At 56.4% G+C, this 15,320-nt stretch carries 9 protein-coding genes; all 9 read right to left on the reverse strand.

All coding sequences use genetic code 11. The features are described 5' to 3' along the window. Positions 1-70: 70 nt before the first annotated feature. Complete coding sequence (locus SACSAC_RS22605) at positions 71-622, reverse strand: SUKH-4 family immunity protein (protein ID WP_037290620.1); 552 nt, start codon at positions 620-622, stop codon at positions 71-73. Positions 623-666: 44 nt separating this feature from the next. Beyond that, entirely contained in the window at positions 667-1,191 is a 525-nt protein-coding gene (locus tag SACSAC_RS22610) for a hypothetical protein (RefSeq protein ID WP_051507334.1), read from the reverse strand. Between the two features lie 330 nt (positions 1,192-1,521). Further along, the gene (locus tag SACSAC_RS22615; protein ID WP_037290622.1) at positions 1,522-2,364 is read right to left on the reverse strand and encodes a hypothetical protein; all 843 of its coding nucleotides are present in this window, start codon (positions 2,362-2,364) and stop codon (positions 1,522-1,524) included. Between the two features lie 315 nt (positions 2,365-2,679). Next, complete coding sequence (locus SACSAC_RS22620; protein ID WP_051507335.1) at positions 2,680-6,036, reverse strand: beta-galactosidase; 3,357 nt, start codon at positions 6,034-6,036, stop codon at positions 2,680-2,682. Further along, entirely contained in the window at positions 6,033-7,352 is a 1,320-nt protein-coding gene (locus SACSAC_RS22625) for a glycoside hydrolase family 125 protein (protein WP_037290624.1), read from the reverse strand. Before SACSAC_RS22625 ends, SACSAC_RS22620 begins: the two co-directional genes overlap by 4 nt. Positions 7,353-7,510: 158 nt before the next feature. Next, positions 7,511-10,657: an alpha-mannosidase gene (locus SACSAC_RS22630; protein ID WP_037290625.1), complete on the reverse strand. Its 3,147-nt coding sequence runs from the start codon at positions 10,655-10,657 to the stop codon at positions 7,511-7,513. A gap of 7 nt (positions 10,658-10,664) precedes the next feature. Next, positions 10,665-13,016, reverse strand: coding sequence for a glycoside hydrolase family 3 N-terminal domain-containing protein (locus SACSAC_RS22635; protein WP_084778288.1), 2,352 nt, complete (start codon positions 13,014-13,016; stop codon positions 10,665-10,667). Positions 13,017-13,310: 294 nt separating this feature from the next. After that, positions 13,311-14,252 carry a carbohydrate ABC transporter permease gene (locus tag SACSAC_RS22640; protein ID WP_037290627.1) on the reverse strand — a complete coding sequence of 314 codons (942 nt, stop codon included), beginning with the start codon at positions 14,250-14,252 and terminating at the stop codon, positions 13,311-13,313. A 54-nt stretch (positions 14,253-14,306) separates the two neighbouring features. After that, a complete protein-coding gene (locus tag SACSAC_RS22645) occupies positions 14,307-15,236 on the reverse strand; it encodes an ABC transporter permease (RefSeq protein ID WP_037290629.1) in 930 nt (309 codons plus the stop codon). Positions 15,237-15,320 lie beyond the last annotated feature (84 nt).

Raw genomic sequence — 15,320 nt, forward strand, 5'->3', positions numbered from 1 at the left:
CACCTTCATATGTATAACCGCCCTTCGCCCGCGATATTTAAGGCGAAGCGACCGCTCCTTGCGCAACGCTTCACGGCTGAAGCCGCTCCTCCACCTCTTCCCTCCAAAAAGTTCCCTGGGCAAAGGCCGCGGGGTCGATGCGTCCGAACTCTTGCACGACCCATTTCAGCGTATCCTGCGGGATTTCGTTTTGCAAAAAAGCATCCGGTCCGTTCTCGCGGATCGTGCGCTGAACCATCTCGGCGTAGATCAACAGAAATTCCGCAAAGCGCGGCACGGACGAATTAATAAACCATTCCGTACCTCCCTGATCCATTCGGATACAGACGACTTCAGATCCGCCGGCTTTCAGGCAAACCGGGTCCCCGTATCCGGTCGTCCCCAGCAGCCAGTAGGCGGAATATTCCTTCGGCATGCCGAAGGCGCTTTTCAAATCGGACAATCGTCCTTCGCCGGAACGAAATTCAAGATACGGGGCCGAATCGGCGGGAAGCCCGGCTTGGCATAAAAAGCGCCTGGCCTCGTCCGTGATCGGCACAGCCTCCAGCGCTTCGCAGTCGAAGCGCAGCAGCGGGCCGTCCACGGCCGTATTCCAGGCAGCTATAAATCGTTCGGGCGTCATAGGCACTTCTTCCACCTCCGTCTTTCTACTCCACCTTGATTGGATTAATTCGACGCGAAGGCAGGATTCTCCCCCGTCTCTTCGCCGCGAGTCAACGCTTCCGTAAAACGATCCACTTTCTCCAGATAAAGCTGCGGCTGCGTTCGTTTGATATCCAGCAAGGTATTCACGACGCGCCGTGCGGCACGTGCGGGAATCGTTCGGAGCGCGCGGCTGTAAGCTTCAATATAGGGAAAACCCGGGCGATCGGCATTCAGCAGCATGCGATGCAGGCGTACGGCCCATCCTTCCGCCCGCGGAAACAGGCCCGGTACGCCAAGTGCCAAGTAATGCATGCTCGCCTGGATTCCGCAGCGATCCGCAATATAAAAGATCGTCTCGAGCAAATCTCCTGCGGCGCTGGGTTCAATCACGTCATCCTCCAGCATGCGGCACAGATCGGTAATCACCTCTGCCGAAGCATTCTGGCCAAGTTCGTTTAAAATATCGGAAAACCTCTCCAGGTCATCTTCTTCTCCGGCAAAATCGCGCATTCGGTACAGCTCGTCCAGCAGTTTTCGGTCCGGCAAAATGGTTCGCCTCCTCTTCCTTCTGAATTTCTTCGCGCATCTATATCATACCCGATCTGGCGGCAAGCAAAAACCGTGCACAATAGGCACGGTTGAGGTACAGTGAGCGGGGGCTGCGGGAGAAATTCGTTCAAGACGCTGTCTCACCCGGAAAATCGATTGAATTTTTGATAGGAATTTTCCGGGTTCAAAGGCGTCTTTCACTGAATTTCTCCCTCCGCCCAGTCACTATAGTTTTGGGAGAGGAGTTAAAAGATTTTAAAGCCGCAACTGCTTTTCAAAACCCAGTCTCCGCAATACATTTTTGATTTACGATACTTTTAACTTTTATCAGTCAGCCAGCGTGGAGAGGGACGCGTAGACTAGCGGCGCGAATGTTTCGGCGTCTTCTCCGGCAGGGATATTGATTTTGATGTCATATCCCTTGGCCGGGGTTTCCCAGAGTGCGAATTGTCCGGTTCCGGCTTCGTTTTCGGCGGAAAGGAACAGGCGTGAAGCGGACAAAGCTGCCGGAGCTTTGTCGCCTTTAAGTTCGACTGGCGCGCCGTAGGCTTTCAGCGCGGTTTTGGCTTCGTTGCGCAGCGTGGCAAGCGCATAGCCTTTCTCGAGCGGCGTGATAATCGCGTAATAGTCAGGATTTGCGGTCATCGACAGACGGTTGGTTTCGGCGTCGAATTCCAGTCCTTCCATTGCGTAAAAGGCATAACCGTAGCCTTCTTGAAGTTTGCCGGTGACGGAATCGGTAGAGTCGGCTGTGGCGACTTCGAAGTTTTCCGTTTTCGGGCGGTCTGCGCCTGCGCCTTTATCGCCTTGCTTGGACGCATCGGCCGGATCTTCTTGGTCAATGGTTGCGGTTGCGGAAGAAGCTTCGTCCGTTGCGGCCGTATCGCCGGCAGCCGTGTCGCTTGATTCCTCTTCCTCTGTTGCTGCCGGATCGTCGGTAGCCGCATCAGTCGAATCGGCAGCGGTATCTCCGCCGTTCTCCTCGTTCGCAGCTGCCTCCTCGTCTGCCGGCGCTGTTGCCGGTTCTTCGATAGTGGAGTTGTCGGATGTCGCGGTCGTATCGGCCGGTTCGCTTTGAGATGCGGTGTCCGACTCGTTCCCGCAGGCTGCCAAAGCTCCGCTCAGCAGCAGCACGCCAAGCAAGCTTGCCGCACGGTTATAAGTTTTCATGGAAATGCACCTCCTGTTGAAAATAGACGCAGCCATTCGCCGAAAAGTTTCGACAAAAAGCCCCATCTTTGCACTTCCTCCTTTTAACCCTTACATCGCCGTGTGACTCAGAAAGCAGGCAAAAAACGCGCTATGACGCCAAAAAAAGTATAGCTTCGCGGCAAGTAAACAAGCATTCAAGTCCAATGGATACTATCACAAAAGAACCCCCGGATTTTAAAAATCGGGAGTTCTTTTCATAGCTTGAAAGCTTTGACTCAAACAATTCGGAAAGATCGGAGCGTCATGCGGAAGGATCTTTTCAGGCCGCAATCGCTACCCGACTTCGATCTGTACTTCTTCCGGACGGTAAACCGCCGTAATATCGCCTTGCGAATTCGTCGCGAACAACGCGGAGCGCTCGCTTTCCAGCGTGAAGCTGTAGATCCGGCCTGTAGCCCGATCGCGAACTTTCACTTCGGCATCCCACGCGTACTCGGACACGAACACGTACAGGCTGCCTTCGGCGAACTTCAGCTTGCGGCCGTAAAGTCCTGCCAGCTCGCCGCCCGCCAACCATTCCAGATCGTCGACGACGCCTGCTTTCTCCGCGGCGTATCGGTACAATTCGGCAATCGGAGCATCGCCCGACCCCAGTTCGATCGGCAGCGGACTCCAGATCAATCGTCCTTTTCCGTTCGGCACGTTCAATACTTGATCCGCGCGGCCTTCCGCATCGGCAGGCGTTTCTTTCAGCGTCTCCGCGATCCGGCGTCCGGCGAACGAGACAGGCAGGCGCTTGCCGTCCAGCTCCAACATTTCTTCGCGGCGCACATTGCCCAACGTACGGATGCCAAGCAGTTTGTCGGCGCGGTCCGATTCATGCCAGTACGCATCCAGACCAACCGGCCCCGTGATAACCAAAGTCGCTTGCGTGGACTTGGCGATCCGCAGCAGCGTCTTCATGGAATCGTCGTCCATATTGTGCGGACTCGGCACGAAAATCAGCTTGGCCGGGTTTGATTTGAGCGAATCCAGTCGGTACTCGGACACCGCACGGAACGGTAACTTCAGATCGTATGTCAACACGCGCGTCAGTCGATTCGTAGTCTCAACCGCGAACGAACGGTTCGAGAAATCGTTGGAATACGGGTAAACGGCTGCCACTTCTTCAAGCTTCCGCCCTTTGAACAGATCGCGGATTTGAGCCATAAAGCGTCCGAAATCATACGATACGTCGGCTTCCGGCTTTTCCGTGCCGTCGGCTCTCAATGCCCCGATATGCGATTCGTTGGCGTTGTCCATATAGAAGTTGGTGTTCCAAATCCATTGGATCGCGCCCGCGCCGCCCGTGGAGAAGGCATATGCATACTTGCGCTCTAAGAAATTGCGCAGTTCGAACTCGCTGCGCTTGGCCCGGCCGTCCGGCGTTTCGACGTACATGATGCCCGTCTCCTGAATCACGTTCGGCTTGTCCGGCGTTTTCGCGAACACGCCGTCCCAGACCAGGCTGTCGTTCAGCCACCAGGAATGCACGGTCGTGTAATCGACGGCGTCTTCATAGAACAGCGGCGACGGACGCTGGGCGCCTTGCGCTTCGTCCTGGCCGACCGTAACCAGGTGATGAGGAACAAGCTGCTTGATCGAAGAGGTCAGCTCTGCTGCCCAAGCGCTGTGCATTTCGACCGAGAACAGGCTGTAATCCAGCCAGCGGGTGCCTTTTTTGCCTTTATGCATGTCCTGCACGTCGAAGTTGATCTCTTCAGGCTCCGGAATCGCCGCCGCTTCGAACGAAGGCAATTCGGCAGGGGTCATGTTCCAGTGCTCGCGCAGCTCATGAATCGAATCATGACGCTTCTTAAGCCAGGTCACGAAAGCCGCACGTTCAAACTCGTCGCGTAACGAACGCGGTCCGGCCGAGAAAATTTTCGCCGGGTCGAACATCGACGGCTCGTTGATCAGATCCCAATCCACATGCGTCGTCTGCGTATGACGGCTGACGATCGAGCGGATAAAGCGTTTCTGCGCTTCCACGCTTTGCGGATCGAGGTACGGGTTTTTGCCTTCCCATGTCTCCGGCGTAAAGGAGAAGAAGGTGAAGGTGACATGCAGCTTATGCTTGGCGGCAGTCAAGAAGAACGCATCAATCGCGCGAAGCACTTCCTCGGACGCATGGCCGTCAACCTGCATAATATTGCGGTAAGCCGTCCAGATTCCGGTACGAATCCAGTTGATGCCGGCTTTTGCCATAGCCGCCATGTCGCGATCCCAGACCGCCGCATTAGGCAGGAACAAGAATTTGCGCGCCACGTCGGAAGTCATGTAGGTCATGCCGACGATCGGCAGCGGGCGTCCGTCTTGCACGAAGTAATCGCGGTTGGAGGAGATCGGCTGACCGGATGCCAGCAACTCCTGATCTTGCCCCCAGAATCCTTGGCTAAGTACGCGAATTTCCCCTTCTGGCGATTGCGCATGACAAGTAACGTTATGCAGGCCCGGGTTAATATCGAAAGGAAGCACGATGTTCAATACGTTCCAATCGTGGGATACCGCTGTCTCAAGGGTCTGGGCGTAAGCTTCCGAGCCGTCAGGCGACGTTACGGACAATCGGAACGTCCATGCTCCGGCTTGGCCGAGTTGCTGCGCTTCGGCGCCGCTGCCCGCAGCATTCTGATCAGCTTTTCCTTTTTTGCTTGCTCCGTTTCCTTCGCTTTGTCCGCTGTCGCTTTTCGCGATGCGCGACACCTTGCCGCCGGAAATCAGCGAGCCAACGTCCTGTTGCTCGACGAATACAGGCAGATTGGCCGGAACCCCTGCGCGACGAATCCGCTGCACGCGCAGCTTCAGCCGCGCACGCTCGCCCGGTTCGTATACGGCGCTATCCGGTGCCAGCGACAGCTCGATAGCTTCGCGCGCGGCGAACGCCGCCCAACGCGCTAATGCTTCAAGCCCTTGACTTTCCGCAAGCGCAGCAGTCAACGGGCGGTTCACGAACACCCAGCGCGAACCCGCAAACGGACCGCGCACCTGCTCCCACAGCACAACGGGGGCCGAGATCGGACGCTCCGAAGCATCGTAGGCCCGCAGCAGCGGCGTGATTTTGGTGCTCATCGTGCCTGCCGAGCCCATTTGCTCCGGCAGATCGGCGTCGCGCGTCGTATGCGGAACCAGGTTCCAAGTCGTGCCGATGCTTCCTTTTCCCGCTGCGCCGCCGTTCTCGTCGACTGCCGCGAACAACGCTTCGTCGCCGTCCAGCAGCGGCAGTTCCGGCGAAGCTTCCAGACGAACCGCCTGTTTGGCTTCGACCGCCAACGTTTCGTGGATAAAGAGCTGTTGGTGATAACCCGTTTGCTCAGGCCCGATCCGCCAACGCCCGCCTTCCTGACGCACCGGACGCTTGAACGGCGCTCCGCCTACGCTGAGCAGGCCGCCGCCTTTTTTCAAAAAGTCCAGAATGGCCGTCCATGCGCTCTCCGGGAAATACGGCGCGTGCAGATTGACCAATACGCCGTCGCCGTCGCTCAAGCGGTCGTTCAACGCGTCGCCCAGATCGGCCGCGCTGGTTACCAGACCGTAAGCGCCCAGTTCTTTCAAACCCGGCAGCGGGCCGGAAGCCGGAAAGCTCGGGTCGCGGAAAAAAATCACCTTTTTATTGGTCGGCTCCGCCGCTTTTTTCAAATACGTTTCGCTCACAAAATATCCTCCTTCATCGCCTTATACACCAGCTGCGAGAACAGGCTGTTGGACCAGGCAAACCATTTTCGCGTGAAAATCGTCGGGTCGTCCACATGGAAGCCTTCGTGCATGAATCCGGTGTCCGCGTCCGTGTTCTCCAGCATCTGAATCAACTCCAGCTTCTCCTCTTTCGACGAAGCCGTCAAGCCCTGCATGGAAAGCGCCATATGCCAAACGTAATCCGGCGGAGTATGCGGGCTGCCGATTCCTTTTGCCGCGGTGCCTTCGTAGTAGAACGGGTTTTCTTTGCTCAGCGCGAAGCGTCTCGTGTTTTGATACACCGGATCGTCCGCGCCGACGTAGCCCAGATACGGAATCGACATCAGGCCCGGCGTGCCGGCGTCGTCCATCAGGCAGTAATTGCCGAAGCCGTCCGTCTCGTACGCGTAGATCGGGCCGAATTCCGGGTGACGGTAAGTGCCGTACAAACGGATGCCGCGATCGATTTCCTGCTCCAGCTTTTTCAGCTCGCGCACGTAATCCTGATCGCGGAAGATCCATTCGAAAAACTCCTGCATCTGCCGAAGCGCCACGACCGCGAACATATTGCCCGGAATATTGTAGTGGAAATCGCAAGCGTCGTCGCTGGAGCGGAAGCCCGACCAGACCATCCCCGTGTAGTTGACCGGCATGCCCATTCCTTTGTTTTGCAGGGAGTCATGTTCGATGCCGTTGTCGCGGGTGAAGCGGTACGGCGATTGTTCGAAATGGTACTGCTCGGTACGGAACACGTTCACGATCGCTTCCATCGCTTCGCGGAAACTTCCGTCGAAGATATCCGTCTGCTCCGTTTCTTTCCAATAGAGATAAGCCAAACGCACGACGAAGCAGAGCGAGTCGATCTCGAATTTGCGCTCCCAGACCCACGGGGACATCTCGGTGCCGTCGCCTTTGTTCCAATGCCAATCGTTGGCCGTTTCGTTGAACGCGTTGGCGTAAGGATCGATCAGGACGTATTTCACGTGACGCTTGACCAGCCCGCCGATGATGCGTTGCAGATCCTTATCTTCTTTGGCGAAAGGCACATAATGAATAACCTGTTCGACCGAATCGCGCAACCAGCTTGCCGGGATATCGCCCGTAATGACGAAGGTCGTGCCGTCGTCCATCAGCTTGGTCGTCGTCTCCAGCGTATTGGGAAAACAGTTCTTGAACAGCTTCAGCAGCTTGGGGCGATGCGCAAGCGCGACGTCGGCCTCGGCCAGCACGTCCTGCACGGCTTGCGGAAGTTCGAATTTGGGCATCGGGATTTTGGGAAGGCGGAATTGTTCCAAGTGGATCGCTCCTTTTTCGTTTGATGTACCGGAATCTCTTTTGAAAAGAAAAGCCGACGCCCCGCCAATCACCGTCTCGGCAGCGAAAGCCGTCGTTTGGATGGTTGAGCGAAAGGCGTCGGCGCAACATGCGGATCAAAATCTCGAATCGAGAAAAATTAAGCCAGAATCAACTTCACCGTCTTGATCTCGTAAGGCTTGAAATCAAGCGATACGGCGACACCCTCGATCAGTTCCAATTCTTCGCCGTCTTCTTCCAGCGCGCCCGACAGGACGGCTCGCTTGAACGGATACGGCCAGTTGAACATTACCGACTCCCGTCCGCCTGCCGATTCGTACAGACGCACGATTACGCCGCTTCCGTCTTCGGCCGGTTTGATCGTGTCCAAAATGACATGTTCGCCCGTATACACAATCATCGAAGCCGACGACGTCAATTCGCCCGCATGGGCGGTTGTACGAACGACCGGCAGGGTCTGGTTCAGCGCCGCTGCGGCATGCACGGTATTGGCGCTTCTCCAACTGCTATGGTGAGGATACAGCGAATAGGTGAAATCATGCTCGCCCAGATCCGCCTGCGTATCCGGCCATTTCGGCGCTCTTAGCAGGGACAAACGGATGTTGCTGCCTTGAATATCGTAGCCGTATTTGCAATCGTTCAGCAGGCTGACGCCGTAACCGCGCTCGGATACATCGGCAAAACGGTGTCCGCATACTTCAAACTGTGCTTGCTCCCAGCTCGTATTGCGATGCGTCGGACGCTCCAGCGATCCGAACGGAATTTCGTAGGTCGCTTTTTCAGCCAGCACATCGACCGGGAAAGCCACTTTCAACAACTTGTGCGCTTCATTCCAAGACACATGCGTTTTGAAGTCGATCCGGCGATCATGCTTGTAGAAAATAACATCCTGCTCGATCGTCGACTGATTCAGTTTCCAGCGGAAACGCAGCACGTCGCGCACGCCGCCGGAAGCGATCACCGTTTTATCGAGCAGTTCCGCTTGGCCAGCCGGTTGCTGTTCGAAGCGGGGATCGATATCCCACGCATCCCATTCGGTCGGACGGTCGTGGAAGAATTGGAACGCGTTCGCGGCTTCGCCCGCTTGAATGACTTCGCGCTCCGCTTCTTTGTCGAACAACGAAACGATCTCGCCCCGTTCGTTGAAACGAACCGTATAATGCGCGGCTTCCCACACGTCCGAAACCGTCCGTTCATGCGAACTTTCGCTTTGTGCGGAAGTTGCGGCGTTCGGCAATCCTTCCTTTTCTGTCGGACGCAGCCAGATCGTCATATAACCCAATGCCGGAATATGCGGAACGAACACGCTCAATTCGCCGGTCGTTTCGTCGTAATCCGCTTCGAGGCGAGTTCCTTCGGAATCGTAGGCCGCCTGTCCCGCCGCTTCGGGAATCTGCACCGTAGCAAATCGGTTCCACCCCTGGCTATTGAAAATAACGTAAGGCGTACCTTCGCCCTGCGTATTGATGCGATCCACAAGCGCATTCGTGCCGATCTCAAGACCCCGGTCGCCTTCCGCAAACACTTCCGCGTATTCGGCATCCGAAGTCTGATACGTTTCCGTAATCGCCGAGCCCGGAATGATATCGTGGAACTGGTTCAGCAGGATCAGCTTCCAGCCTTTGTGCAGCGATTCCAGTGCTTCGCCGTATTTTTCATGCGGCTGTGCGCCAGGCGACGTCGAACCTGCCGCTCCCGCCGCCAGCGCGTTCCAGAGCTCCGCTTCGCGATACAGAATTTCCGCTTTGCGATTGGCGCGCTTGTTATAGGCATGCGTCGTATACGTACCTCGGTGGAGCTCCAAATACAGGTCGCCGCGCCAGATCGGAAGATCCGGCTCCGCCTGCGTGATGCCTTCGAAGAATTCCGTCGCCGTGCCGTAACGGCTGCCCGGCTGTCCGACCATCAGATCGGCGCGGTCGATATACTCCAGCATTTCCCGCGTGACGCCGCCGCCTCCGTCGCCGTGTCCGTACAGCAGCATCTGCTCGGTGTGCTTGTCTTTTTGACGGTAAGATTGCCAGTGTTCGTGAATGTCTTTCGGATGCGTGTGTTCGTTGACGCCGTGGTTCAGATACGACAGAATCGGCGTGCCGTCGATCCCCATCCAGTGGAACAGATCGTACGGGAAGGTGTTCGTGTCGTTCCAGTTCAGCTTGGTCGTCATGAAGTAGTCCACGCCGCCGTGCTTCAGAATTTGCGGCAGCGACGCGCAGTATCCGAACGTGTCCGGCAGCCATTCGATATGCGAGATTTTGCCGAACTCTTCTTGATAAAAACGTTGGCCGTACAGCATCTGCCGCATCAGCGATTCGCCGCTCGGAATATTCAGGTCGGGCTCGACCCACATGCCGCCGACCAGTTCCCAACGGCCTTCTTTGATCCGGGCTTTCACGCGTTCGTACAGCTCGGGATCGTTTTGCTTCAGGAAATCGAACAGGATCGGTTGGCTTTGCGTATACAGATACCCCGGGTATTCGTTCATCAGCGTATCAACGCTGGAGAACGTACGGCTCGTTTTGCGCACCGTTTCCCGTACCGGCCACAGCCAGGCGATGTCGATATGCGATTGGCCGACCATGATCTCTTGCCCTTCCGAGTTGTTGCCGCCGATCTCGCGTACGCGACCGCGCAGCTGCTCTTCGATCGCGGCCACAGCGGAAGCTTCCAGGATTTCGTCTTGGCGAAGTCCGGTAAAAGCATCCATCGCGCTATGCAGAGATTCCAGCAGACGCACGCGGCGGAAGTCGGTCTCCGGCAGCAGCACCAGCGAGTCGCGTACCACCGTCACGGTGTACATCAGGCTGCGGACAGGCTTGTTCGGCAGTACGATCAAACTGCGCACCGCTGTAATCGGAGGCTTGATCGTCGCCTGCTCGTTCAATGGGTCGTAAGGCTCGGGAATAATATCGAACATCTCGATCTCAAGCTCCGGCTCAGGGCCGACCTGCTTCAAATCAAGCGTAGCGTACGTATGGTTGTCGTCGATCCCCTGATACGAATTGCCGTTCACCCGCAGCAGCCCTTCGCCGCCGCAGTCGAAGATCAGGCCTACCGAATCCGTATTCCAATCCGCAGGAACGTCAAGCTTCGAGCGGAAGAAGTAAGTCGTGCCGTTTTTGCTGGGGAAAGGATTCAGTTCCTTGCCTTGCGGATACGGCTCGATATCGGTGTACTCGCCGGGAAGTCCATAGGTGGAACGGGTGATGTCCCAGTTCTTCCACTCCATCTGCTTCAACCATTGCTGCTGGGACAATTCCCGGATAAAACGTCTCAAACGCTGCATCGTGGTCTCATTCCTCTCCAACAATCAAATCTGTATTCTGCGTATCTTCAACGTTCCGTCCGACCTTCACTTTGAATAATCCAGGTTCCACGACCGGCGTATAGTCCGGCCCGATATAGCGGAGCTGCTCCGCGCCAAGCTGAAATTCGACTTTCTTTGTCTGTCCGGGTTCCAACTCTACCTTTTGGAATCCTTTGAGTTCATTCGCAGGACGAGTCACTGCGCTGACAACATCAGAGATGTACAATTGCACCGTTTCGGCCCCTATGCGCTGCCCCGTATTCGTAACTTGCACCGATACCGTAACGCTGTCTCCAGCCGTCAATTGCTTCATCGATACTTGGGATGCCGATAGCGTTGGCTCCGAATAATCGAAAGAGGTATAGCTCAATCCATAACCGAACGGGTAACGCGGCTTCGAAGTTTCTTCCAAATACCGCTTACCGCGCGAACGTTTGCCCCGGTAATGCACCGGAAGCTGGCCGACATGCTTCGGAATCGAGATCGTCAAGCGGCCGGAAGGGTTTACGTCGCCGAGCAAAATATCGGCAATGGCATGACCGCCTTCCTGACCCGGATACCAGGCTTGAAGCAGCGCGGAAACATGTTCTTCCACCCACGGTTCAGCCACCGGACGCCCGCCGATGTAGACCACAACGACCGGTTTTCCCGCTGCCGCGGCGTGAACCTCGCGGATCAGATCGAGCTGCACGCCCGACAGTTCCAATGTCATGCGGTCGATCCCTTCGCCGCAGTCCATATCGCTGACCGCTTCGCCCGTGACCATCGAAGCCCCGGTCCGCAGATCGATCGTGCCTTCGCCGAAGTCGCGGGCGCTCGATCCGCCCATCACCAGCACCACGGCATCGGCTTGCGCCGCGATCTCCGTCGCTCTCGCAAATCCTTCGCGCGATTCGCCGCGAATCCGGCAGCCCGGCGCGTATAACACGCGCTCTTGCCCCAGCCGCTCGCTCAATCCCCGCAGCACCGTCGTGACGCTGCCCTCCGGCTGCGGCGACGTGTAATCGCCGAGCTGGTTATAACCCCGGTCCGCATTCGGACCGATAACCGCCACCTTGCCGATGTTATCCGGCAGCGGCAGCACGCCTGCGTCGTTCTTCAGCAGAACGACGCTTTCGGCGGCGAGCTGCCGGGCAATGCCTACATGCTTGTCGCAGCCGATCACTTCGGCCGCCCGCTGCGCGTCCGCATACGGACGTTCGAACAGTCCGAGACGGAACTTCAGCTTGAGCACGCGCAGCGCCGCCGCGTCCAACACTTCCGGCTCCAAGCGTCCGCCTTCGAATGCGGTCAGCAGATGCTGTCCGAACATCACGCCGGACATCTCCATATCGATGCCCGCACGCAGCGATTGCAGCGCCGCGTCTTCGCCGCCTTCGGCCGTATCATGGCCGCTGGCCAGCATGTCGATCGCGCCGCAGTCCGTGATGACCGGGCCGTCAAAGCCCCATTCGCCCCGCAGGATATCGTCTAGTAGACGCTCGTTCGTCGTACAAGGTACGCCGTCGATTTCGTTATAAGCAGGCATCACCGAAGCGGCTCCGGCTTTGACCGCCCGCTCGAACGGATACAAATCCGTCTCGATCAACTCGCGCCAGCCCATCGATACCGGGCCTGCGTTGCGTCCGCCTTCGGAGCTGCCGTAGCCGACGAAGTGCTTCAGCGTCGCCGCGACGCTGTTTTCCGCGTCCAAGCTCTCGCCTTGCAGACCTTCCACCGAAGCGACCGCCATTTCTCCGATCAGGAACGGGTCTTCGCCGAAACATTCTTCGGTTCGACCCCAACGCGGATCGCGCACGACGTCGAGCACCGGCGAATAGGTAGCCGCTCCGCCTTGCGCACGAGTTTCCGCGGCGACCGCCCGGCACATTTCGCGATACAGATCGACGTTCCAGGTGCTGCCGATTGCCAGCGGCACCGGATACACCGTTGCCCCGATCGCCATATGCCCGTGCGAGCATTCTTCGCCGATGAGCAGCGGAATACCGAGTCTTGAATATTCGACCGCGTAACGCTGGATTTCGTTGACGGCTTCGGCACCTTCTGCCGGAGACAGTCCGGTTTCCAGCGTGACGCCTGTCCACGGGTCGGCACGCAGCGTTCCGTAGAGCGAGCCGACGTCGCCTTGCCGGACCTGCTCTTTAAAGTTCTCCGTCAATTCCGCTTTCCCTTCGTGACGCGAGTATGTCAGCCAGCCGAACGGCTGAATCAACTGTCCCACTTTTTCGCGCGGCGTCATCGCCGCGAGCAGAAGCTTCGCCCGCTCTTCGGTGGTCAGCGCCGCGTCCAGCCAGGGTTTTTCCGTGTTTGTATGCGTCGTCGTTGTCTGTTCCGTCATTGCGGGCATGCCTCCTTTGTCGCCTTCCAAGGTAGACAATCTGTCTAGAAAGTTACGTGGGCGCCGGGAAGCGAGAAGACTGCGAGAGAAATTCGTTCAATCCGCTGTCTCACTCGGAAAATGGATGGGATTTAAATAAGGAATTTTCCGAGTTCAAAGGCGTCTTTCACTGAATTTCTCTCTCCGTCTTCTCGCTTCCAGCTACGTTTGAGTTTCTTGACACTTTAGTACCTTACCAGGCGGTTTTTTTTGTTTTAAGGGGGTATCTTTTTTCGAACCCGTTTTCGGCTCCTCTTACTCTTTCACCGCTCCGATCGTCAAACCCTGCACGAAATAGCGTTGGAAGAACGGATAAGCGAAAATAATCGGCAGAGTCGCCAGGACGACCATCGCCATGCGAGCTGTATCTTGCGGTAGCGATTGGAGTGCGGCCATGCTGATATTGGCGTTGGCCGAGTTTTGTTGGATAAATTGCATGCTGGATTCGATTCGCATCAGCATGGATTGGAGCGGAACCAGGTTCGGCGTATCGATGTAGAGCAAAGCGTTGAACCAGTCGTTCCAGTAGCCTAGCGTACTGAACAAACCGATGGTTGCCAGGCCCGGCAGCGACAGCGGCACGATGATTTTCAGAAAAATCCGGAATTCGCCCGCGCCGTCGATCTTGCCGGATTCGACCAACGCGTCCGGCACGCTGGTGCTGTAGAACGTGCGCAGGATCATGACGTAGAACGCGTTCATCGCCAGAGGCAAGATCAGCGCCCAGATACTGTTTTTGAGTCCCAGCAATTGCGCCACGATCATGTAGGTCGGGATCATCCCGCCGTTGAACAGCATCGTCAAGATCGCGAAGATCGAGAAGAAACGGCGGTAACGGAAGCCTTTTCTCGATACCGCATACGCATAGAGCGAGATCATGATCAAGCTGACGATCGTGCCGATTACGGTTACCGCGATTGTCACGCCGTATGCTCGGAGCAGCGTATCGCCGCTTTCAAAAATGTAACGGTAAGCGTCGAGGCTCCATTGCGACGGAATGAGGCGGTATCCTTCGCTGGCCAGCACGCTTTCGTCCGTCAGGGAAATGATGACGACGAAGACGAACGGGAAGACGCAGGCCAGAGCGAACAGTCCGGCGATCAAGTTGAACACGATATTCCAGCCTTTGCTGATCTGGTGGAAGTCGCGAGGTTTTCGTATTCGTCCGGCTTTGCCGGAATTGCGGGTCGTTTGCATGGCGGTATCTTCCTTTCTGAATAGACGGTGGTGGTTTCTTGTCAGGCTATTTTTTTAGAACAGTGCGCTGTCCTTATCCACTCGTCGAACGACGTAGTTGGAGATGATGACGAGTACGAATCCGACGACCGACTGATACAGTCCCGCCGCTGCGCTCATCCCGATCTCTCCTGTCGTCATCAAACCGCGATAGACATAGGTGTCGATTACGTTCGTGACCGCGTACAACGTGCCCGAATCTCTCGGAACCTGATAGAACAACCCGAAGTCCGCGTAGAAAATTTTGCCCACGGCAAGCAGTGTCATGATCGTCATGATCGGCGTAAGCATCGGAATCGTGATTCCGCGGATCTGCTGCCATTTGCTCGCTCCGTCGATCATGGCCGCTTCATACAGCGATTTGTCGATGCCCAAGATCGCCGCCAGATAGACAACGCTGCTGTACCCGATCGACTTCCACAGATTGACGATAATCAGAATGTAAGGCCAATACTTTGCTTCGGAATACCACTGAATCGGGTCCATCCCGAACCAACCCAGAATCTGATTTAGCAGACCGCGGTCCATGCTCAGGAAGCTGAATACGAAGTAACCGACGATAACCCAGGACAAGAAGTAAGGCAGGAACATCCCGGTTTGATAAATTTTCGACAGCCTACGGTTGACCAGCTCGGACAAAATAATCGCCAACAATACCGAAAATACCAGACCTAACAGGATAAACGCGAGATTGTACAGCAGCGTATTCCGCGTAATCGTAAAGGCATCGTCGGTACTGAACAGAAATTTAAAGTTGTCCCAGCCGACCCATTCGCTCCGGAAAATACTGGCCCAGAATCCGTCACGGCTGAAGCGGTATTCTTTGAACGCTACGATCGTGCCCGCGAGAGGCAGATACGAGAAGAAGAAAAACCAAATCGTCCCCGGCAGCACCATGAAAAGCAGCGCCTTATTGCGGTTTATGTTTTTGAAAAAGTTTCCCATGAGTATGCCATCCTCCTTTGAATCCACTCCGTCTAAAAAAAGGGCCGGGCGATCCTTCACCGCCCGACCCCCTCTATGTTTCGG

Source organism: Saccharibacillus sacchari DSM 19268, assembly GCF_000585395.1.
Classification (GTDB): Bacteria; Bacillota; Bacilli; order Paenibacillales; family Paenibacillaceae; genus Saccharibacillus; species Saccharibacillus sacchari.

What these genes read in the sequence shown, in the direction of transcription:
- SACSAC_RS22605 (WP_037290620.1), bottom strand. Translation starts at nt 622, where the DNA reads ATGACGCCCGAACGATTTATAGCTGCCTGGAATACGGCCGTGGACGGC.
- SACSAC_RS22640 (WP_037290627.1), bottom strand. Translation starts at nt 14,252, where the DNA reads ATGCAAACGACCCGCAATTCCGGCAAAGCCGGACGAATACGAAAACCT.
- SACSAC_RS22630 (WP_037290625.1), bottom strand. Translation starts at nt 10,657, where the DNA reads ATGCAGCGTTTGAGACGTTTTATCCGGGAATTGTCCCAGCAGCAATGG.
- SACSAC_RS22615 (WP_037290622.1), bottom strand. Translation starts at nt 2,364, where the DNA reads ATGAAAACTTATAACCGTGCGGCAAGCTTGCTTGGCGTGCTGCTGCTG.
- SACSAC_RS22635 (WP_084778288.1), bottom strand. Translation starts at nt 13,016, where the DNA reads ATGACGGAACAGACAACGACGACGCATACAAACACGGAAAAACCCTGG.
- SACSAC_RS22645 (WP_037290629.1), bottom strand. Translation starts at nt 15,236, where the DNA reads ATGGGAAACTTTTTCAAAAACATAAACCGCAATAAGGCGCTGCTTTTC.